Genomic DNA, 20441 nt, shown 5'->3' with positions numbered 1-20441 from the left:
GAAACCGCTGAGTTTTCCTCTCTCAGCGTCGCCGTGGCGATAGCGTCAGACCGCGTGCAGCGGATCGCGCCGGGCGCAGCGCCAATGGCTCCACGCGCCGACGAGCGCGAAGAGCGAGGCGGCCCAGAAGCAGGCGGCGTACCCATGACTTTCAGCCAGCCACGCACCGCCCAGGCTGCCGAGCACGCCCGAGACGCCGTAGCCGAGCACCGCGTAGAGCGCCTGCCCGCGGCCCTGCAGACGACCCGGGAAGTAGCGTCCGATCAGGCCGATGCAGGCGGTGTGCTGCGCCGCGAAGGTGACGGCATGGCAGCACTGCAGCAGCACCATGGCGGCGAGGCTCGCGCCCAGCCACGCCGTGCCGGCCAGGCGCAGCGCCGCCAGTAGCGCGGCGGCCACCAGCCAGTGGTGCAGATGGTGATGCCGCACCCAGCGGCCCTGGAACGCGAACCAGCAGATCTCCGCCGCGACCGACACCGCCCACAGCGCCCCCACCTGCCCCTTGCCGTATCCGAGCCGGTCCAGGTAGAGGCTGTAGAACGCGTAGATCGCCGTGTGCGCGAGCACGGTGAAGAACATGCCGAGGAAGAACCAACCGACTTCGGGCCGGCGCAGCGTATCGGCGATGGAGACCGGCTCGGCCGCGTCGTGCTGGATGGCCGCGCGCTTGGGCAGGCGCCAGGCGGCGATGACCAGGGCCGAGAGTCCGACGACGATGGTCCACGGGAACACCGACATCCCCGCCCAGTCGAACCACCAGCCCCCACCGACGACGGTCACCAGGAAACCGACCGAGCCCCAGAGGCGCACGCGGCCGTATCGCTTGGGATCCATGCCGCCGCTGGCGGCGAGTTCATGCGCGATCAAGGCCTCGTTGAGCGGCGTCACGCAGGCGTTGAAGAAGTACATCAGGAAGACGACCAGCGTCAGCCCGATGACCGGCGGCACGTCCGAAGACCAGGAGGTCAGCAACAAGCCGAGCGAACTGACCCAGCAGGCGAGCGCCGCAGCGCGGATCAGTTCAACGCGCCGTCCGCTGCGATCGGCCACCAGGCCCCAGAGATAAGGCGCGAACAGCCGCGTCCAGCTCTGCATGGACACCAGCAGCCCGATCGCGACGACCGGCAGGCCGAGGGACTTGTACCAGAGCGGCGCGAACGGATTGAACAACCCGATGCTGCCGTAGTAGGCGCAGCCGAGCAGCGCGCTCGCGCGCAGCACGCGGCGGCTGTCAGTCACCGGTCATTCGCCGCTGATTCATCGCCGGGAGTCACCGGACATCCAGCGCTCTTCCGCCGCTCTTCCGCCGCTCTTCCGCCGCTCTTCCGCCGCTCATTCAGCGGTCGGACGTTGACCGGCGATGGCGGGAGTGGGGAGCTCGACGTCCGCGCACTGCGCGCGGTCCATCAGCACATGGTCGATGACGACCAGCGCCAGCATCGCCTCGGCGATCGGTGTCGCGCGGATGCCCACGCAGGGATCGTGGCGGCCGAAGGTCTCGACCGTCGTCGGCTCGCCGGCGCGGTCGATCGAGGCCTTGGGCTTGCGGATCGAGCTGGTCGGCTTGATCGCGATCGACACGCGCAGGTCCTGGCCGCTCGAGATCCCGCCCAGCACGCCGCCGGCGTTGTTGCTGGCGAAGCCCGCGGGCGTCAGCTCGTCGCCATGCTGGCTGCCGCGCTGGCGCACGCTCTCGAAGCCGGCGCCGATCTCGACGCCCTTGACCGCGTTGATGCCCATCATCGCGTAGGCGATGTCGGCGTCGAGCTTGTCGAACAGCGGCTGGCCCAGACCGGCCGGCATGCCGGTCGCCTCGACCATCAGCCGCGCGCCGACCGAGTCGCCGTCCTTGCGCAGCGCGTCCATGTAGTCCTCGAGCGCCTGGATCTGCGAGACATTGGCGGCGAAGAACGGGTTCTGGCCGACGTGTTCCCAGCCCTCGAAGGCCAGGTCGATCTCGCCGAGCGCCGTCATGCAGCCGCGGAAACCGATGCCGAGCTCCTGCTGCAGCCATTTGCGGGCGACCGCGCCGGCCGCCACCATCGGCGCCGTCAGCCGCGCCGACGACCGCCCGCCGCCGCGCGGATCGCGCAAGCCGTACTTGCGCCAGTAGGTGTAGTCGGCGTGGCCCGGGCGGAAGGTGTCGAGGATGTTGCCGTAGTCCTTGCTGCGCTGGTCCACGTTGCGGATCAGCAGGCAGATCGGCGTGCCGGTGGTCAGGCCCTCGTAGACGCCGGACAGGATCTCGACCTGGTCGGGCTCCTGGCGCTGCGTCACGTGGCGCGAGGTGCCCGGACGGCGACGGTCCAGCTCGGGCTGGATGTCCGCCACCGACAGCGCCAGTCCCGGCGGACAGCCATCGATCACGCAGCCGATGGCCGGACCGTGGCTCTCGCCGAAGTTGGTGACGCGAAACAAGCTGCCGAAAGTGCTGCCGGACATCTGGGAACCTGCCGAGGCGGGAGAAACCGAAGCCGTCGATTCTACGAGCGGCCCCTGCCCTCGCGGCTGGTCATGCGCCCCGTCTCCGACATTGCGACCTCATTAAGCAGTCAACTCAGCGCTCGGAGATGACGATGCGTCCGCGCCCGCATCGGCCAGCGTCTGCGCATCGGCGCCGGCCATGACATCCGCCATGACGACGGCCGCCACCTCGCCGCGCGCGATGCGCGCCTGCGCGTCGGGATCGCGCTCGAAGACCGCGATCGATTCGACGTGCGCCGTGTGCGGGAACATGTTGACCGCGCCCGCCTTCGTGCAGCGGTAGCCGGCCACGTGGACCAGCAGGCCCGCGTCGCGCGCGAGCGTCGACGGGGCGCAGGACACGTAGACGATGCGCTCCGGCGGCGTCCAGCCCGGCGCCAGCGACGGATCCTTGACCAGATCCGCCAGCGCCTTCACGAGCGCGAACGCGCCTTCGCGCGGCGGATCGATCAGCCAGCGGTCGGACACGCCGTCGGCGGCCAGCAGCTGCGGCGTCATCTCGAACAGGTTGCGGGCGACGAAACTCGCCTTGTGATCGAGGCCGTTGCGCGCCGCGTTCTCGCGCGAGCGCTGCACCAGCGCCTCGCTGCCTTCGATGCCCAGCACCTCGCGCGCCTGCGTGGCCAGCGGCAGCGTGAAGTTGCCCAGGCCGCAGAACCAGTCGATGACGCGCTCGCCCGACTGCACGCCCAGCAGACGCAGCGCGCGGCCGACCAGCACCGTGTTGATGTGGTGGTTGACCTGCGTGAAGTCGGTCGGCTTGAAGGGCATCAGCACGCCGAACTCCGGCAGCGTGTAGGCCAGCTCGGGTCCGCCCGCGTCGAGCAGGTGCACCGTGTCCGGCCCCTTGGGCTGCAGCCACCATTGCACGCCGTGCTCGGCCGCGAACGCGCGCAGCTTCGCGACATCGCCCGGGCTCAGCGGCTCCAGGTGGCGCAGCACCAGCGCGATGACCTGCGTGCCGTCGGTATCGCCGATGGCGAGCTCGATCTGCGGCAGCCGGTCGCGCGCGTCCATCGCGCCGACCAGCTCGCGCAGCGGCATCAGCATCGCGCTGATCTTCTCGGGCAAGACCTTGCAGACCTGCATGTCGGCGATGTAGCGGCTCTTGCGCTCATGGAAGCCGACCAGCACGTGGCCCTTCTTCGGCACGTAGCGCACCGACAGGCGCGCGCGATAGCGGTAGCCGGTGGCCGGGCCCTCGATCGGACGGAGCAGCGCCTCGGCCTTGACCTTGCCGAGGTGCCAGAGGTTGTCCTCCAGCACGCGTTGCTTGACGGCGACCTGGGCGCCCGGATGCAGGTGCTGCATCTTGCAGCCGCCGCAGGCGCCGGGATGCAGGCCGAAATGCGGGCAGACGGGACGCACGCGCTGCGAGCTCTCGCGGCGCATCGCGACCATCGCGGCCTGCTCCCACTTGTTCTTCTTGCGGCCGACGGTGACCTGGACTTCCTCGCCAGGCAAGGCGCCCTCGATGAACACCACCTTGCCTTCGCTGTTGTGGGCGACGCCCTGCGCTTCAAGGTCCAGCGAGTCGACCTTCAGCCATTCCGATACATCAGTCATGGGGGCGCATTATCCCAGCGCCGTCGGGGGGCGCCTGTCCGCGCTCAGAAGATCGAATCGCGGCTGATGCCCTGCCGCATCATGTTGCGCTTGAGCTTGGCCAGCGCCTCGATCTGGATCTGCCGGATGCGCTCACGCGTCAGGCTGAGCCGCACGGCCAGGATGTCCAGCGTCTCGGGCTCGCGGTCCGCGAGGCCGTAACGACCGGCGAGCACTTCGCGCTCGCGGTCGCTGAGCGAGGCCAGACCGCTCTTGAGCAGGTCCTCGAGTTCATGGCTCAGCCGATGTCCCGCCGGATCGACGGCCTGCTCGTCCGCGACCAGGTCCAGCATCGATTCGCCGCCCTCGCCGTTGCGGTCGACCGGAGAATCGAGCGAGCTCGGCAGCTCCGCATAGGCCAGCAGCTCGGCGATCTCGTCGACCGGCCGCCCGAGCGCCTGGGCGACGTCCTCGGCGCGCACGCCGCCTTCGCCGCCGCGCTGCGCCGCGACCGCCTCCAGCGCGCGACGCGCCTTCAGCACCTGGTTGAGCTCGCGCACGATGTGCACCGGCAGCCTCACCAGCCGCGCCTGATGCATCAGCGCGCGCTCCACCGCCTGGCGGATCCACCAGCTGGCGTAGGTCGAGAAACGGAAGCCGCGTTCGGGCTCGAACTTGCCGATCGCGTGCATCAGGCCGAGGTTGCCCTCCTCGATGAGATCGCTCATCGGCAGGCCGCGGCCCAGGTAGTTCTTGGCGATGCTGACGACCAGTCGCAGGTTGTGCTCGATCATCGCCTGCCGCGCCTCGAAGTCGCCGGCGCGCGCCTTCACGGCGGTGTCGTACTCCTCCTGCGGCGTCAGCAGCGGCGTGCGGCGGATGTCGCGCAGGTAGGCCTGCAGGGCGTTGGTGGCGTCGCCGTCGGCGGGTCCGAGATCGCCCTTGCCGGACTTGGACTTGCCCTTGCCGTCCTCGGATTCGACACTGCGCAGGACGCGGACCTCGTCGTCGTCATCGGTCGCGACTTCCGCCGCACCGGGCGCGTCAGCGTCGTCGCGCGCGGCGTGTTCGCGTTCGTCGCCGTCGTGAGGGTCGAGGCCGTCGTCATGACCGGCATCATTGCCGGCAGCCTGCGCGACATCGTGACCGTCCACCGCCAGCTCGGGCGGCAGCTTGAAGCGGCCGGGATGAACGGGTCGATCCAGGCCGTCGGGCAGAAGTCCGTCAGTCGAAGAGGCGCGATGCAAGGTCATGTTGCGGCGCCTCCTCGAGCGCCTCAGCGCGCGGGCAACAACTTGGACGGATCGATCGGCTTGCCTTGCTTGCGCACTTCGAAGTGCAGCTTCACCGAATCCGCGTCGCTGGAACCCATCTCTGCGATCTTCTGGCCCTTGCGCACCACCTGGTCCTCCTTCACCAGCAGGGTCTGGTTATGCGCGTAAGCCGTCAGATAGTTCGTGCTGTGCTTGATGATGATCATGTTGCCGTATCCGCGCAACCCCGCGCCCGCATACATCACGCGGCCATCGGCGGCGGCGAAGACCGGATCCCCGGCCTTGCCGGAGAAGGCCATGCCCTTGTTGCGGACCTCGTCGAAGCCCGCGGCCACCGCGCCGGACGCGGGCCAGCCCCAGCTGATGTCGTCGTCGTCCTTGGTGACGGCCGGCGCGGCGGGCGTCGCGGCGCCGCTGGCGGGCGAGGAGGAAGACGCGGCCGCGGCGGTCGTCGTCGCCGGAGCCGGGGACTTGCCATCCAGCGGACGCGTCTCCACCTTGGAAGTCGTCAGCGGCCGGGTCGTGGCCGCGTTCGGGTCGAGGCCCGGCGGAATCACGCGCAAGACCTGACCCACCTCGACCAGGTTGGGGTTGTCCATGCCGTTCCATCTCGCCACGTCGCGCCAGCCCTGGCCGTTGTCCATCGCGATACGGATCAGCGTGTCGCCGGGCTTGACGGTGTAGTAACCGGGCTTGCCGGCGTTCTCGGCGCCCGGCAGCGGTTTCGATTCCGGGGCGGGCGTGACCGCCGTGCCAGGAATGGCCGGCGCAGTCGCCTTGCCGACAGGACGGTCCTCCACCGGCGCGCGGTGCGGGGTGTTCTGGCAGCCCGTGAGCGCGAGCACCGCCACGGAGACCCAAAGCAGCGGGGAACGGAAGAGTTGTTGCATGCGCGAAGTTGTCATTTGGAAAGCCGAAGCGCGGAAGCCACAGTCGGGCTGGCGCGCTACAGGACGCCTGATTTTAGGGGTACGAACAGGACGGCCTCATGCAGGCTGCGCAGGAAACGCGAGCCCGCGGCGTCGCGGACATGATCGATCAGGACCAGGACTTGCCCCCGGCCGCTGGGCGCGGTCATCGGCGCCACCAGTCGGCCGCCGGGCGCGAGCTGGTCCAGCCAGGCTTGCGGGATGTCGTCGCCGCCGGCGGCGGAGATGATGCTGTCGTACGGGGCCGACGGCCGATGGCCGAGCATGCCGTCGCCGTAGACGAGCCGGATCTGGTGATGCCCCACGAGGTTGGCGCGCGCCTTGTCGTGCAGGGGCCGCAGCCGCTCGACCGACACGACCTGTTTCGACAACTGCATCAGCAGCGCCGCCTGGTAGCCGCAGCCGGTGCCGATCTCGAGCACCTTGCCCAGATGGCCGCGTTGCCGCGCCCCGGGCGCATCGAGCATCAGCGCCATCATCCGCCCGACGACGGACGGCTTGGAGATCGTCTGCCCGTGGCCGATCGGCAGGCTGGTGTCCTCGTAGGCCTGGGTGGCGAGCGCGGAGTCGACGAAGTGATGGCGATGCACCGTGGCCAGCGCCTGCAGCACGCGCTCGTCGGACAGGCCTTCGCGGCGCAGCCGCTCGACCATGCGCTGGCGCACCCCGGCCGAATCGAGGCCCAGCCCGATCGGCGTCGTCTGCCGGGCCTTGATGGCGGCGGCCTGCTGCCAATGGCCCTGCGGCTTGAGCGGCTCGCGTGCCTCGGCGGCCGCGGCCGCGCCGGGCGCGCCCGGGCGGGTCGCTCCGAGCTTGTCCAGCGACAGCGGAAAGCGCTTGGGCCGGGGCGGCAGCGAGGTCATGGACGGCCGTCGGTCTGCAGTTGCTGGCGCCAGTGGCCCAGCGTCGCGTGCTCGGTGAGGTCGACCTGCAGCGGCGTGACCGACACGGCGCCGTTGGCGGTCGCGTGGAAATCGGTGCCCTCGCCCGCTTCGCGCTCGGCGCCGGCCGGGCCGATCCAGTAGATCATCTCGCCGCGCGGGCTGCGTTGCTGGATCGTGGCCTCGCTGGCGTGGCGGCGTCCCAGGCGCGTGATGCGGCGCGGCAGCGAAGCGGCGTCGGCACGGTTCGGGATGTTGACGCTGAGCAGGAAGGGCTGACCCAGTCCGCCGGCGATGACGTCCTGGACCAGCGCGCGCGCGACGGCGGCGGCGGCATCGAGGTCGCCCCAGCCCTTCTCGACCTGCGAGAAGGCGATCGACGGCACGCCGAAGAGGTAGCCCTCGGTCGCGGCGGCGACGGTGCCCGAATAGAGCGTGTCGTCGCCCATGTTCGCGCCGTTGTTGATGCCGGACAGCACCAGGTCGGGCTTGTAGTCCAGCAGCCCGGTCAGGGCCAGGTGGACGCAGTCGGACGGCGTGCCGTTGACGTAGCGATAACCGTTGGAGGACGTGTACACCGACAGCGGCCGGTGCAGCGTGAGCGAGTTGGACGTGCCGCTGGCGTTCTGCTCCGGGGCGATGACTTCCACCGTGCCGAGCCCTTCGCAGGCACGGACCAGGGCGGCAAGACCGGGGGCCAGATAGCCGTCGTCGTTGGCGATGAGGATGCGCATGGACGGCATTGTAGGCAGGCCGTCACCCCGGTGACGCGAGGGTCCACCCGTGCTGCCTATCATGCGCCCGGCGACCCCTGGACCACCCCGCGACGATTGGCGGATCCATCAGAAAGAGGAGACGAGACATGAAGGCATGGCTGTGCGAGAACCCGGTCGGCGTCGAGGCGCTGCAGTGGAAGGAGCTGCCCTCCCCGCAGCCCGGCCCCGGCCAGCTGAAGGTGGCGATCAAGGCGGCGAGCCTGAACTTCCCCGACCTGCTCATCGTCCAGAACAAGTACCAGATGAAGCCGCCGCTGCCCTTCGTGCCGGGCACCGAGTTCGCCGGCATCGTCGAGGCGGTCGGCGACGGCGTGACCGGCTTCAAGCCGGGGGACGCGGTGGCGGCCTTCACCGGCACCGGCGGCTTCGGCACCGAGGCGCTGGTACCCGCCGCGCTGGCGCTGCCGCTGCCGCCCGGCTTCCCCTTCGAGGACGCCGCGGCCTTCATCTGCACCTATGCCACCAGCCACCATGCGCTGATCGACCGCGCCGCGCTCCAGGCCGGCGAGACGGTGCTGATCCTGGGCGCGGCGGGCGGCGTCGGCACGGCGGCGATCCAGATCGCGAAGGCGGCCGGCGCGCGGGTGATCGCGGCGGCCTCGTCGGACGAGAAATGCGCGCGTTGCCGCGAGATCGGCGCCGATGCCACGATCAACTACGCGAGCGGCTCGCTGCGTGACGAGATCAAGGCGCTGACCGAGGGCAAGGGCCCGGACGTCATCTACGACCCCGTCGGCGGCGACCTGGCCGAGGCGGCGTTCCGCTCGATCGGCTGGCGCGGGCGTTACCTGGTGGTCGGATTCGCGCAGGGCAGCATCCCGGCGCTGCCGCTGAACCTGGCGCTGCTGAAGGGGGCCTCGCTGGTCGGCGTCTTCTGGGGAGAGTTCGCGAAGCGCGAACCCAAGCGCAACGCCGCGATGATGATGACGCTGGCGCAGTGGTACGCGGCCGGCAAGATCCGCCCGGTGATCGACCAGGTCCTGCCGATGGAGGAGCTGCCCAAGGCCTTCGAGCGCATGGCCTCGCGGCAGGTGGTGGGCAAGCTGGTGGTCGTCAACGGCTGACCGTCCGTCGACCGCCTGACGATCGTCCGGCGACACCCTGTTTCACGGGGCATGCAAGCCCGGGGGGCGCTGCTAGGATGCGGCCAGCTATCGCTCCCCACACCATGGCCGTCAAAGTTCTCATCGTCGAAGACAACCCCGTCGCCCGCAGCTTCCTGTGCCGCGTGGTGCGTGAAAGCTTCAGCGACGGCATGGAGATCACCGAGGCCGGCGACCTGGAAGGCGCGCGCCGCCAGCTGGCCAAGGTGGAGGCCGAGTCGCCCGCCACGGGCTACAAGCTGATCATGATCGACCTGGAACTGCCGGACGGCAACGGCATGGAGTTCCTGGGCGAGCTCGCCGGCAAGCCGGCGGTCAAGATCGTCACGACGCTCTATTCGGACGATGACCACCTCTTCCCTGCCCTGCAGCGCGGTGCGGACGGCTACCTGCTGAAGGAAGACCGCTTCGAGGTGCTGGTGGAAGAGCTGCAGCGCATCGTGCGCGGCCAGCCGCCGCTGTCGCCGGCGATCGCGCGCCGGCTGCTGTCGCACTTCCGTCCGGGATCGACCGGCGATTCCGGTCCGATGGGACTGAACTCCGGCTTCGGCAGCCTGACGTCCACGGCCACGCCCAGCACGCGCGGCGTCACGCTGGATCCGGTGCCCGAATGGGAACGCCTGACCCCGCGCGAGAACGAGGTGCTGACCTACCTCAGCAAGGGGTTCACGATCAAGGAGATCGCGAACCTCATGGGCATCAAGTGGTTCACCGTCAACGACCACATCAAGAGCATCTACAAGAAGCTCAATGTGTCGAGCCGCGCGGAAGCCGCGGTGCTGGCGTCCAAGCAGGGCCTGGTTTAACCGCTGGACCGCTGACCATTTCGCGCTGAAGGGCCGGCCGACGCCGGCCCTTTGCATTTCCGGCCCCCTCGCATCCCGGCCCTGCGGCTGGAACGCGTTCAACCATCACCAGCGATAACCCGCCTTCGCGTAGTACTGCCGCCCGTTCGCCCCGAACGGCGAGAACTGGTTGTAGGCCAGGATGCCGCCGACGGCGTTCGGCGTGATCACTCGATCAGGATAGCGATCGGTGACGTTGTCGATGCCAGCGCTGAGCGACCAGGCGCCCTGCTCCCACCCCGCCGACAGATCGAGCAGCCACGCCGGCCCCGAAGGTCTGGTCGTTGGCCGCGTTGGACTGGCGGATGACGAAGCTGCCGTAACGGCTCGCCGCCGCGCGGCCGATCCACGGTCCCCAGCGGTGCTCGGCGCCGAGCACCTGCTTGTCCTTCGGCGACCCGATCGTGGCGCGCGCCAGCGAGACGCGGTCGATCAGCTCCAGGTTGTTGGCCGTGAGGATCGCCGGGTTGTCGTCGACATGCCGGATCGAGTTCTTGTTGTGGTTGTACGCGACCGTGTACTGCCCGCGGCCCGCGCCACCCCAATCCTGCTGCCAGGTGCTCACGACGTCCACGCCGCGCGTGCGCGTGTCCAGCGCATTGGTGAAGTAACGCCCCGCGCTGACCAGCACACCTTGCGCCGCCAGCTGATTGCGGAGCGCCGCCGGCAGCGTCAGGTTGGCCGACAGCAGGATGCGATCGTCGATGTCGATCTGGTAGACGTCGACCGTTGTCTGCCATTGCGCCAGCGGCTGCAACAGCAGGCCGAGGCTCAGGTTGCGCGACTTCTCCGCCTTCAGCGGCTTGGCGCCCAGCGCCGCCGCGGCCGCCGATTCCACCGGGAAGGTGCCGGCATCGACCAGCGCCCCGTTGATCAGGTTGGTCGACGTGGTGGCGAAGTACTGCTGCGCCAGCGACGGCGCGCGGAAGCCGGTGGACAGCGTGCCGCGCAGCGCCACGGCCGGGGACCACACGTAGCGGCCGGACAGCTTCGCGGAGGTCGCATTGCCGAAGTCGCTGTAGTGCTCGGCCCGCAGCGCGGCGGAGGCGCTGAAGGCCTTCGTCACCTGGCCTTCGAGGCTCGCGTAGGCGGCGATGTCATGGCGTGAATGCGCGCCGGCGTTGCTCGGCTGGAAGCCGGGGAAACCGGAAGCGCCGCCGCTCTGGTACGACGCCGGTTCACCGGCATCGATCTCGTAGCGCTCGCGACGGGCCTCGGCGCCGAGGGCCAAAGTCCACGGCGCGGCCAGACCGAGGTCGACCTCGCGCGACAGGTCCAGATTCAGCACCGTCTGCTGGTTGCTGAGTCGACCGGCATCGAAGCGCGTCGGGCTCGCGTTGCCGAGCGAGTAGTTGGCCGTGTTGGCCACGTCGATGTCGAAGCGGTTGCGGCCATGGTTGACGCTCGCGTCCCAGGACCATCCGGCCAACTCACCGCGCACGCCGGCGACGATGCCGGTGTCGACCGTGGTGCTGTCCTGCAACGGCAGGAAGCCCTCGGGGTACAGGCCGGCGACGTTGTTGGCGACAGCCGTCGCGCGGGTGCGCCAGAACGCGGCGGAGACCGTGTCGCGATGGCTGAGCGTGGCGACGGCATAGGCCTGCAGGCCGCCGGTCAGCGCGACCTCTGCGTTGATCACCGCGGACTGCTGATGGCTGTCCGGATCGCCGAGTCGGTTGTTGACCTGGCCGAAGCGGGGCTCGATCGCCGCGTCGCGCGTGTCGACGCCGGCGCGGTTGGTGCGTTGCTGATGGCGATTCTCGAGCGCGAAGCGCACCCATCCGTCCTGTCCGAGCGCGAAGCCGGCGCTGGCCGCCTCGGTATGGCGGAAGCCGTCGCCCGAATCGGTCTGGCCGACCTCGGCGTTGACGCTGCCGCCCTTGGCGCCCTTCTTCAGCACGATGTTGATCACGCCCGCGATCGCATCGGAGCCGTATTGCGCGGCGGCGCCGTCGCGCAGGACCTCGACGCGCTCGATCGCGGCGAACGGGATCGTGTTCAGGTCCACCGGCGCGGAGCCGCGGCCCTGCGTGCCGTTGATGTTGACCACGGCGGTGGTGTGGCGGCGCTTGCCGTCGATCAGCACGAGGGTCTGGTCGGGCGAGAGCCCGCGCAACTGGGCGGGCCGCACGGCATCGGAGGCGTCGGTCAGCGACGGACGCGGGAAGTTCAGCGACGGCAGCAACTGGCCGAGCGCGGTCGCGAGTTCGGAGGTTCCGGTGCGCTGCAGATCGGCGACGCTGAGGACATCGACGGGCGATTCGGACTCCGCGACCGTGCGATTCACGCGACGGGTGCCGGTGACGACGACCTGCTGGAGTTGATCGCCGGAGGCGGCGGCCGGCGCCGACGCCTGCTGAGTTTGAGTCTGGGCCTGGACGGCGGACGCGAGGCTGGCGATGGCGGCGAGCGCCACGGCGCTCAGCGGGATTCCGGAGATCAGCGGGCGGAAGGACGAACGAAGGGGACATGGGGGCTTTCGGGGATTCATCAGTCACGACAACCCCATAGCCTGCGGGCGTTGGCGTGCCCGGCCAACGAAGCTCCGCGCACATGCTCATGCAAACACTGAGATCGCCTTGGCTCCCGATCGATGCTCAAGCGCCGATCTCAACATCAGGCGCGAAGCCGATGATCGATCTTCTCGCGAATGGCGCAGGTGTCGTCGAGTCCAAACACCATGTCGTTCGCCACCTTCGCCAAGCGCTCGATATCAGGCTTGGTGATGTCGCCCAGATCATTGACGACCACCAGAGAGTCGAAACTCCCTGCATGTGCCTTCAGGTGCTGGAGGGTGATGGTCGTCAATCGCGCCTTGTCCGCGCCTTTGACACCGAACACGTACAACGGTGCATGAATCCCTTGAACGAAGAAGTCGATGGGATAGTTGTCGCTCTCGGGCACGTCCGGATCGACGTAGTCCCTGATCAATCGCTCACGTCCGACAACGTCGCGCAGGACCGAATTCAGGTCATCGTAAAAGGTCGATTCGACCCGCCCCCGACTCCACAGTCCCAAGTCCTCAAGTCGCGACATGCCACGCCCGAGTCGGAACAGACCGCGGGCCAGGTCATCGGCGTCGACGATGACAAACAGTTCTCCGTCGTCTTCAGCGATGCCGGACTCACGCAGTACCTGTTCATACAGCTTGCCGCGTGCGCCGCTCAGCAGTTTCGAGAGATCGTTCTCGTAGCTCAGTCGCATCAACGTGTTCGCCCGGTCGCTGATCCGCCAGCGATCGCCCTCGTGCTTCAAGTGCGCGACGAGGTGATCGCCATCCCGGCCCTCGAACGGCAGGGAGACCACAAGTTGTCCACGTCGCTCGACGACCCGTACCTCCAGGCACATCAATTTGCATAGTCGTTCTTGAATGTCCGCGACAGTCATGTTCAGTACTCCAGGTCAAACACACCCTGAACCAGCTCGCCGCCAGCGTGAGCGGTCAACGGCAGATTGGCAATGGCGCAAAGACCGGCCAGGTGGCGAGTGGCCCCGCAAAGGTCGACGTACGCATCGCATCGAATGGCGAAATGCTCCGCCTTCCTCCCCTCCGCCATGTATCGCTCGGTCGCGAAATGGACGTGGCTCAGGAAGTCAAGGCGCTCCCCCTCCAGGGGATTGCCATGCGAGTGATAGGGGCCGTTGCAACGAACCAGTGTCACCTCCTCGCCGTCCAGGTCAAGGAGACTCAATCCGCAAGAGAAGGCATCAGGATCCTCCAGGTTCTGCCGTTGATACACACGGAACTTGAACCGGCCGTCGACACTCTCCGCATCGAATGTCCTGCGCATCGACCTCTTCTGCTCAATCCATCGGGTTCGAGGGTTCCGAACCGTCTTGGGCATCTCGATCAAGGCCTTGATCGATTCGTCCGTCATCAACTTCGTCATGTGCGCCACCTTCAGCACTCTCGAGATTGATGACCAGTCTAGGCAGACTCGGAACAGGTCCATTTCAACGAGTCGGCAAGAACGCAACAGCGCGCGCCGTTGATCTGGCGGCAGCCGAAGTCGTGGTATCGCAGCTGCGTCGGCACCACCGCCAGCATCCCCAGCAACAGCACCGTCGACACCAGCGTGGCGGTCGACGACACGCCGACGTCCCCTCGATAGACAGCCGCCTCGCGCAGTAATCAACAGCGATCAGTCCGACGAGCGGGAGGACGTTGCTCGGCGTCGCGGGCATGAAGTCAATCGGCCGGGTCGAGCTTCGGCGGAGCGCCGTCCCGCTGCCATTGCTCGAACATGCGCTTGTAGCGCCGCGGCATCAGGTGGCGCAGCAGCACGGCCAGCAACAGGAGCGTGCCGAGGAGCCGGGCGCCTTCATCGTCGCGCGACAGGAGATGAAGCACGAACTTGGCAGTGAGCACTGTCCAGAGGAGTCCGACCACCGCGCCCGGTCCCGACACAAGGTAGGTCAGCGTCACCACCGCAGCGACGACACCCGCGCCGATGACCACGTCCCCAGGCTGTTGTTTCATCCGCGCCCCCATCAGCCCGCCGGCCGCCGGGTCTCGCCCCACTGCGGATTGATCAACGCGAAGGTCTCGTGGTCGCGCCATTCGCCGTCGATGAACAGGTAGCGCGGGCTGAGGCCTTCGCGCTGGAACCCGAGCCGCTCCAGCACGCGCCGGCTGCGGCGCGTTCTCCGGCCGCACCGACGCCTGCACGCGGTGCAGCGACACCGCCGGCGAGAAGGCCTCGTCGATCAGCTGCTTCAGCGCCTCCTGCATCAAACCGGCGCCGACGCAGTCCTCGTCCAAGCTGTAGCCCAGCATCGCGCTCTGGAACACGCCGCGCACCACATCCGACAGCGCGCAGACGCCGATCACGCGACCGGGCGCCTCCGCCAGCGACAGCCAGTAGCGCCAGATCGTGCCCGCGTCGAAAGCGGCTTCCTCTCGGGCCAGTCGCGCTCGCGTGACCTCCAGTTCCCAATGATTGGCCGGACGCGTCGGATCCCAGCGGGCGAAGTGCGCGAGGTTGCGCGACTGGTAGTCGACCGCGGCCTCGGCCAGCGCGGGCACGGAGGCCCGCATCAGCAGGCGCTCGGTCCGCAGCAGCTTGAGCGGTGATCCAGGACGGTAGTCGGCCGGAGAGTCGTCACGGGGAACAGGCATGGCGCAACTGTAGTCGCCCGATCCGGCCGCCTGGTGTGTCGACGTCAACGCGATCGCTCGACCGCCTGCTTCGCCGGGATCCACATCCCCAGCAAGGTCGCCGCCAGCATCGCCAACCCGCCGGTGACCGCGATGCCGCCGGCCAGCGACGCCGTCGCCACCAGCGCCGACAGCAGCGCGGGCCCGCAGGAGCCGCCCACGTCGGACAGGAAGCGCCACACCGCGAGGAAGTAGGCGCGGCCATGGCGCGGCGCGTGGTCGGCGCCCAGCGTCATGATCAAGCCCGAGCCGATGCCGTTGCCGAAACCTATCGCCGTCGCGGCGATCAGCAGCGTGGTGAAGCCGGCGGTGAGCGGCATCAGCAGCAGCGCGATGCCGATGATCGCCATCGACGGCACCGCCACCCAGCGCCGGCCCTTCAAGTCCATCACGCGGCCCGCGGGGTAGAACAGCAGCATCTCGATGCCGCCGGAGATCCCGTAGATCAGCGAGGTCACCGCCGGCGCCAGCAGCAGGTGGTCCGCCCACAGCGGGATCACCGCCTGGCGCGATGCCCGCACCGCGCTGACCAGCATCACGCCCAGGCCCAGGGTCAGGAACACCCGGCGGTGATCGGCCACGATGGACTTCAGCGACACCGGCGCCGGCGCCGCGCCCGCGGGATGCGGCGGCGCTTCCAGGTCCGGCAGCCGCGCGCCGATCGCGGCCGCGGCCAGCACGCCCGCGATGCCGACGCCGAACGCCGCCTCCAGCCCGAACGCATGCACCGCCGCCGCCGACAGGAACGGCCCGATGAACATGCCGATCCGCATCACGCCGCCCAGCGTGGACAGCGCCCGCGCCCGGTAGGCGGCGGGCACCGCCTCGGTCAGATAGCTCTGGCGCGCCAGGTTGTAGACGGCCTGCGACATGCCCACCATGAAGCAGCCGATGCCCAGCGCCAGCACGCCCGGCAGCAGCACGCACAGCGCCATGCCCAACGCGCTCCAGACGCCGGCCGCGACGATGGCCCAGCGTTCGCCCCACCGCATCGTGATCACCGACGCCGGGATGTTGTTCAGCAGCGAGCCCAGCCCGATCAGCGTCACCACGAAGGCCGCCATCGACACCGACGCCCCCAGGTCCCGCGCCATCAGCGGCACGATCGGCAGGATCGCGCCCTCGCCCAGGCCGAACAGCATCGACGGCCCGAACGCGGGAACCGCGATCCGGCGGAACGAGAACTCGGCATCAGACGTTGCGGAAGGTGTCGACATCGGCGGTCAGGCGTGGAGCAAAGGCTGGCAGGACGATAAGCGAGGTCCGTGCCAGGCGTCGACGCTCTTCGCCCGCAAGACCGTGCCCCGCGCATTCCTCGCCCGTCGCTCCCCGCCCATCGCCCGGACATCGCACCGCCCCTCACGCCCCGATGGCGCGAGACGCGTCGCCACCGTCGCTTTCATGCCGTTGCAATCGAATACCTCCAAATTGTGAAAGCGCTTTCAGAATGCGCGGCTTTTGCCTAGGATGGTGGGCGCAGGAGAGAAGTCGCAGTCCCGGACAGGCGTCGAAGAGCGCTGGCCGGACCGCGTCGATCGGTGCCTCCAGCACACCATCGAAACCTCTTGGAGACTTCATGAATCGCCTCCTCTGCTGGCTGGGCGCATGCCTGGCCTTCCTCGTGCTGAGCGTCAGCGCGCCCACCACGCAGGCGCAGTCCAATGCGAGCTTCTCGCACGGCGTCGCGTTCAACGGCAGCCAGGCCACGCTCTGGTTCAAGTCCAACGTCGCGACGACCTGGGTCGACGCGCACTACCAGTTGAACGGCGGCGCGCAGCAGAACCTGCGCATGCCCTTCAACGGCGGCGCGGCCCGCTACGAGCTGGCGCTGCCCGGCGCGGTCGCCGGCACGCGCGTGGACTACTGGTTCACGTACAACAACGGCAACCCGGCCTACGACAGCGCGCGCTTCAACGCGACCGTCACGACCGGCGGCGGCACGACCGATCCGGGCACGCCGCAGAACCCGGGCAACCCCGGCAATCCGGCCGACTGGAACGCCCGCACGACCTTCAAGATCGAGAACGCGACCAACGGCCGCTGGAGCGACGCGCAGGTCTACTGGGCCATCATCGGCAAGAGCTGGCAGACGGGCGAGTTCGTGCACGTCGACGCCGGCGGCAACCTCGTCCCGATGCGCCTGTCCGACAACACCGTGACGAAGAACGGCCGCAAGTACGCCAACTACTTCTTCCCGCTGTCGCAGACGAAGCAGATCACGATCCCGCCGGTGAACTCGGCGCGCGTGCTGATGTCGGTGGGCAGCCCGATGTTCATCGAGGTGAACACCGATGGCGCGGGCAACATCGCCTACGCCGGCGCCAACATCGAGAACTCGAGCGATCCCAACCTGGACGTCATCTTCGACTTCGGTGAATTCGCCCTGATCCCCAAGGGCCAGCCGGACCAAGGCATCTTCATCAACACGACCCGCGTGGACCACTTCGGTTTCCCGCTGAAGCTACGCCTTCAGGGCCTGGGCGGCTACGACAAGACGGTCGGCGAGCCGCTGACAGAATCGCGCGACACGCTGTTCACCAAGTTCCAGCAGGAGGTGCCGGTCGAGTTCCGCAGCCTGGCGGAGCCCAACTTCACGAACGTGCCCTACCGCACCCGCATCCTCGCGCCGGCGCACTTCACCTTCCGCCCGGGCGACGTGAACGGCGCCTACCTGGACGGCTACATCGGCGAGATGTGGAACCGCTTCAAAACGCAGGACCTGGTCTTCACGCTGGACAACCTGGGCACCTTCCGCGGCCGCGTCGACGGCAGCACCAACCGATTCGTGTTCACCGGCGGGCGCTCGAACGGCACGTACTACATCAACGGCCAGCCCAACACGGCCGAGGTCTTCCTGGGCGCGGGCAAGCTGGACGATCCGCGCAAGCCGGACGGCAGCTTCCAGGTCGACACGCCGGCCGATGCGGCCAAGTCGATCCAGCTGCAGATCCAGGCGCAGGTGTGCGCGGCGCTGAACCGCCACGTGCTGGCGACGCCGGCCGACTGGTACCGCCCGGCGGCCTTCTACCCGGCCGGCACGCGCGGCAACTGGTTCGCCAAGTTCTGGCATGACCATTCGATCAAGGGCACGGAAGGCAACGCCAACGGCTACGGTCTGGCCTACGGTTTCGCGTACGACGACGTCGGCGGCTTCAGCCCGTCGCTACACACGAATGCGCCGACGACGGTGACATACACGATCGGCTGGTAAGCCGATCCCCAAGCGCAAGACCTGTCCCCCAATCGCATTCCCAAGGCCCGCAAACAGCGGGCGCTGGTGGGGCCGGAATGGTGCTGGGGGTTCCCGGAGGGACGCCCCCTGCGCCGTGGAGTGCCCGCGCCTGGCCTCCCGAAGTGGAAGATCACTGAGCCCCAGTCGTCCCCACCGCGAGGTGCTTCGCCAGAAACCTCTCCATCCGCCCGTAGAAGTCGACGTCGGTGGACAGCTTGCGCCACCCGTGGCCTTCGCCGTCGTAGGTGACGTATTCGATCTCCTTGTGCCCGGCCTTCTCGAGCGCACGGCGGAAGTCCGTCGCGTGATCGATCGGCACGCGCCGATCGTCGATGCCATGCGCGATCAGCACCGGCGCCTTGATGTCGACCGCGCGGCGCAGCGGCGAAGTGCGGCGCAGACGCTCGGCGTCCTTCACGCGGTCGCCGATCATGGCCGTCATGCCGAAGCGCCGCGACACGTCGCTGGCATCGCTCCAGTCCAGGCTGAACAGGTAGTCGAGGTCAGTGACCCCGGCCCAGCTCACGCCGCAGCGGTACTGCCCGGGGTCCTTGATCAGGCCCATCATCGACGCGTACCCGCCGTAGCTCGCCCCCGCGATGCAGACCCGGCGCGCATCCACCCCGCCCTGCTTGACCGCCCACGCGAGCGCATCGCTGACGTCGTCGATCATCCCCTCGCCCCATTGCTTCCAACCGGCCTTGAACAGCTGCTCGCCGTAGCCCTCGCTGCCGCGGAACTCCGGCTCGATCACGATGTAGCCGCGCGAGGCGAGGAACTGCGGCAGCGCGTTCCAGCCCCACGACGTGCCGCGCACGAAAGGCCCGCCATGCACGAGCACCACGGCCGGTCTCGGGCCGTCGGCCTTGCCGCGCGGCGTCGTGACCGTCACCGGGAACTCGAGTCCGTCGCGCGCGCGGATGCGGGTCTGCTCCACCTGCGCCATGTCGGCGGCGCGGATCCACGGCCGCGACGAGCCGAACTCCCGCAGCTTCTTCGCGCGGTGGTCGTAGAGGAAGTACTCCGCCGGCTGCGTGTCCGACATCGAGGTCACCATCACGCGGCCGGTCTTGAGGCAGCGGCGGCATTCCAACGTGTTGGCGCGGCCGGGCAGCGCCTGGTCGACCGTCGTCTGCATCTCCTTGAGCGTGGCGTCGAACCAGTGCGTGGACGGCGCGTCGCTCTCGAAGTGCAGGCCGAGCAGACGCCGGCTGTCGGCGTCGAAGATCGCGGCGCCGTCGAAGTCGAACCCCTGCAGCGAGACCAGCGGCTCGGCCTCCTTCTTGAGCGTCTTGGGGTCGATGCGGTACAGCGCCTGCGTGCCCGCGGGCGACCTGGCGAGGACCAGCCGCAGATCACGGCCGTCGGACGCGAACGGCCGCACGGTCGGCGAAGCCACCCAGTCGCCTTCCTGCGCCAGCGTCCAGGCGCCGTCCGCCGTCTTGAAGTACAGCGCCTGGCGGTTCTCGTTGAGCGTCTGCAGCGCCCAGGTCTCGCCGGTGGGGTCCAGTTCCCAGTTGACGGCGAAGTCCGGCGATTTCGCCTCCAGCGTGCGGCGCTGTTGCGTCTGCACGTTCAGGCGGGCCAACTGGACCGACTTCAGGTCCCAGCGAGCGTCGTAGCGGCCATAGCCGACGACCACCTCGCCGCTGTCGTCGTCAGGCACGTCGTAGAGGAACCATTCGAACGGCAGCGCCCGCGTGATGATGCGCGAATCGATGCGGCTCTCCTGCGCGTAGCGCGTCAGGATCAGCTGCCGGCCCTCGGAGCCGTCGCGCTTCACGGTCCACAGGCCGGCGGTGTTGTAGTCGCGGCGCTTGCCGGCCTCGTCCTTGCCGGAGGTGTAGACCAGGCGATCGCTCCCGACCCAGTCGAAGTGGGCGATGTCGGAATCGGTGAAGCTCGCGACCTGCTTGATGCGGTTGCCCTGGTCCAGCTCGATCACCGCGAGCGCGCTGCGCTCGTGCTGCGCGCTGCTCACGACCAGCGCGATCGCGCGGCCGTCCGGCGAGATCTTCGGGCGCCGCATCATCGGGTCGCGGAAGAAGTCGGCGACCGAAGGCGGTTTGCCTGTCGACGTCGCCGCGGCCGCGGGCGCCGACACACTCTGCGCGCGCAGACCGGTGTGCATCACACCCAGCGCGCCGAGCACGCACAGGCTCGCCCAAGTGGCATGGCGCCACCCACGAGATTGATTCATCCCTCTCTCCCTGA

At 68.7% G+C, this 20441-nt stretch carries 17 protein-coding genes; 3 read left to right on the top strand and 14 right to left on the bottom strand.

What is annotated here, in order from left to right; all coding sequences use genetic code 11:
• Positions 1–45 precede the first annotated feature (45 nt).
• The 7 genes from ACFJIX_RS21685 to surE all read right to left on the bottom strand — a co-directional run bounded on the left by ACFJIX_RS21685 (position 46) and on the right by surE (position 7847).
• Entirely contained in the window at positions 46–1239 is a 1194-nt protein-coding gene (locus ACFJIX_RS21685) for an MFS transporter (protein ID WP_377154771.1), read from the bottom strand.
• 93 nt (positions 1240–1332) lie between these two features.
• Positions 1333–2442, bottom strand: a complete 1110-nt coding sequence (gene aroC, locus ACFJIX_RS21680) for a chorismate synthase (protein ID WP_377154769.1) — start codon at positions 2440–2442, stop codon at positions 1333–1335.
• A gap of 102 nt (positions 2443–2544) precedes the next feature.
• Entirely contained in the window at positions 2545–4050 is a 1506-nt protein-coding gene (gene rlmD, locus ACFJIX_RS21675) for a 23S rRNA (uracil(1939)-C(5))-methyltransferase RlmD (protein ID WP_377154767.1), read from the bottom strand.
• A 44-nt stretch (positions 4051–4094) separates the two neighbouring features.
• A complete protein-coding gene (gene rpoS / locus ACFJIX_RS21670) occupies positions 4095–5282 on the bottom strand; it encodes an RNA polymerase sigma factor RpoS (protein WP_377154765.1) in 1188 nt (395 codons plus the stop codon).
• 23 nt (positions 5283–5305) lie between these two features.
• Positions 5306–6193 (bottom strand): peptidoglycan DD-metalloendopeptidase family protein, encoded by an 888-nt coding sequence (locus tag ACFJIX_RS21665; RefSeq protein WP_377154763.1) that lies wholly within the window; start codon positions 6191–6193, stop codon positions 5306–5308.
• Positions 6194–6249: 56 nt separating this feature from the next.
• Positions 6250–7095 (bottom strand): protein-L-isoaspartate(D-aspartate) O-methyltransferase, encoded by an 846-nt coding sequence (locus ACFJIX_RS21660; RefSeq protein WP_377154761.1) that lies wholly within the window; start codon positions 7093–7095, stop codon positions 6250–6252.
• Entirely contained in the window at positions 7092–7847 is a 756-nt protein-coding gene (gene surE, locus ACFJIX_RS21655; protein ID WP_377154759.1) for a 5'/3'-nucleotidase SurE, read from the bottom strand. Before surE ends, ACFJIX_RS21660 begins: the two co-directional genes overlap by 4 nt.
• 128 nt (positions 7848–7975) lie before the next feature.
• Between surE and ACFJIX_RS21650 the strand changes: the two genes are divergently transcribed.
• Together ACFJIX_RS21650 and ACFJIX_RS21645 are read left to right on the top strand one after the other, a co-directional pair.
• Positions 7976–8953: an NADPH:quinone oxidoreductase family protein gene (locus ACFJIX_RS21650; RefSeq protein WP_377154757.1), complete on the top strand. Its 978-nt coding sequence runs from the start codon at positions 7976–7978 to the stop codon at positions 8951–8953.
• A gap of 104 nt (positions 8954–9057) precedes the next feature.
• Positions 9058–9798: a LuxR C-terminal-related transcriptional regulator gene (locus tag ACFJIX_RS21645; protein WP_377154755.1), complete on the top strand. Its 741-nt coding sequence runs from the start codon at positions 9058–9060 to the stop codon at positions 9796–9798.
• Positions 9799–10012: 214 nt separating this feature from the next.
• Here the strand turns inward: ACFJIX_RS21645 and ACFJIX_RS21640 are convergent, their stop codons facing one another.
• The 6 genes from ACFJIX_RS21640 to ACFJIX_RS21615 form a co-directional block, all read right to left on the bottom strand.
• Positions 10013–12253: a TonB-dependent receptor plug domain-containing protein gene (locus ACFJIX_RS21640; protein ID WP_377154753.1), complete on the bottom strand. Its 2241-nt coding sequence runs from the start codon at positions 12251–12253 to the stop codon at positions 10013–10015.
• A gap of 200 nt (positions 12254–12453) precedes the next feature.
• Positions 12454–13224: a DUF1828 domain-containing protein gene (locus ACFJIX_RS21635; protein ID WP_377154751.1), complete on the bottom strand. Its 771-nt coding sequence runs from the start codon at positions 13222–13224 to the stop codon at positions 12454–12456.
• Positions 13225–13226: 2 nt separating this feature from the next.
• Positions 13227–13727: a hypothetical protein gene (locus ACFJIX_RS21630; RefSeq protein ID WP_377154749.1), complete on the bottom strand. Its 501-nt coding sequence runs from the start codon at positions 13725–13727 to the stop codon at positions 13227–13229.
• A 38-nt stretch (positions 13728–13765) separates the two neighbouring features.
• The gene (locus tag ACFJIX_RS21625) at positions 13766–13930 is read right to left on the bottom strand and encodes a hypothetical protein (RefSeq protein ID WP_377154747.1); all 165 of its coding nucleotides are present in this window, start codon (positions 13928–13930) and stop codon (positions 13766–13768) included.
• Between the two features lie 96 nt (positions 13931–14026).
• Positions 14027–14956: a GNAT family N-acetyltransferase gene (locus tag ACFJIX_RS21620; RefSeq protein ID WP_377154745.1), complete on the bottom strand. Its 930-nt coding sequence runs from the start codon at positions 14954–14956 to the stop codon at positions 14027–14029.
• A 44-nt stretch (positions 14957–15000) separates the two neighbouring features.
• Positions 15001–16212, bottom strand: a complete 1212-nt coding sequence (locus ACFJIX_RS21615) for an MFS transporter (RefSeq protein ID WP_377154743.1) — start codon at positions 16210–16212, stop codon at positions 15001–15003.
• A gap of 359 nt (positions 16213–16571) precedes the next feature.
• Between ACFJIX_RS21615 and ACFJIX_RS21610 the strand changes: the two genes are divergently transcribed.
• A complete protein-coding gene (locus tag ACFJIX_RS21610; RefSeq protein WP_377154741.1) occupies positions 16572–18206 on the top strand; it encodes a glycoside hydrolase family 64 protein in 1635 nt (544 codons plus the stop codon).
• Between the two features lie 151 nt (positions 18207–18357).
• Here the strand turns inward: ACFJIX_RS21610 and ACFJIX_RS21605 are convergent, their stop codons facing one another.
• Positions 18358–20427, bottom strand: coding sequence for an alpha/beta fold hydrolase (locus tag ACFJIX_RS21605; RefSeq protein ID WP_377154739.1), 2070 nt, complete (start codon positions 20425–20427; stop codon positions 18358–18360).
• Positions 20428–20441: the final 14 nt, after the last annotated feature.

The organism is Roseateles sp. UC29_93 (genome assembly GCF_042695725.1).
Classification (GTDB): domain Bacteria; phylum Pseudomonadota; class Gammaproteobacteria; order Burkholderiales; family Burkholderiaceae_C; genus Roseateles; species Roseateles noduli_A.
This window is presented reverse-complemented; position numbering and strand designations above follow the sequence as displayed.

Coding starts and splice junctions, on each gene's coding strand:
- ACFJIX_RS21635 (WP_377154751.1), bottom strand. CDS start 13,224: ATGACTGTCGCGGACATTCAAGAACGACTATGCAAATTGATGTGCCTG.
- ACFJIX_RS21660 (WP_377154761.1), bottom strand. CDS start 7,095: ATGACCTCGCTGCCGCCCCGGCCCAAGCGCTTTCCGCTGTCGCTGGAC.
- ACFJIX_RS21645 (WP_377154755.1), top strand. CDS start 9,058: ATGGCCGTCAAAGTTCTCATCGTCGAAGACAACCCCGTCGCCCGCAGC.
- rpoS (WP_377154765.1), bottom strand. CDS start 5,282: ATGACCTTGCATCGCGCCTCTTCGACTGACGGACTTCTGCCCGACGGC.
- ACFJIX_RS21610 (WP_377154741.1), top strand. CDS start 16,572: ATGAATCGCCTCCTCTGCTGGCTGGGCGCATGCCTGGCCTTCCTCGTG.
- surE (WP_377154759.1), bottom strand. CDS start 7,847: ATGCGCATCCTCATCGCCAACGACGACGGCTATCTGGCCCCCGGTCTT.
- ACFJIX_RS21615 (WP_377154743.1), bottom strand. CDS start 16,212: ATGTCGACACCTTCCGCAACGTCTGATGCCGAGTTCTCGTTCCGCCGG.
- ACFJIX_RS21650 (WP_377154757.1), top strand. CDS start 7,976: ATGAAGGCATGGCTGTGCGAGAACCCGGTCGGCGTCGAGGCGCTGCAG.
- ACFJIX_RS21665 (WP_377154763.1), bottom strand. CDS start 6,193: ATGCAACAACTCTTCCGTTCCCCGCTGCTTTGGGTCTCCGTGGCGGTG.
- ACFJIX_RS21605 (WP_377154739.1), bottom strand. CDS start 20,427: ATGAATCAATCTCGTGGGTGGCGCCATGCCACTTGGGCGAGCCTGTGC.
- ACFJIX_RS21620 (WP_377154745.1), bottom strand. CDS start 14,956: ATGCCTGTTCCCCGTGACGACTCTCCGGCCGACTACCGTCCTGGATCA.
- aroC (WP_377154769.1), bottom strand. CDS start 2,442: ATGTCCGGCAGCACTTTCGGCAGCTTGTTTCGCGTCACCAACTTCGGC.
- ACFJIX_RS21630 (WP_377154749.1), bottom strand. CDS start 13,727: ATGACGAAGTTGATGACGGACGAATCGATCAAGGCCTTGATCGAGATG.
- rlmD (WP_377154767.1), bottom strand. CDS start 4,050: ATGACTGATGTATCGGAATGGCTGAAGGTCGACTCGCTGGACCTTGAA.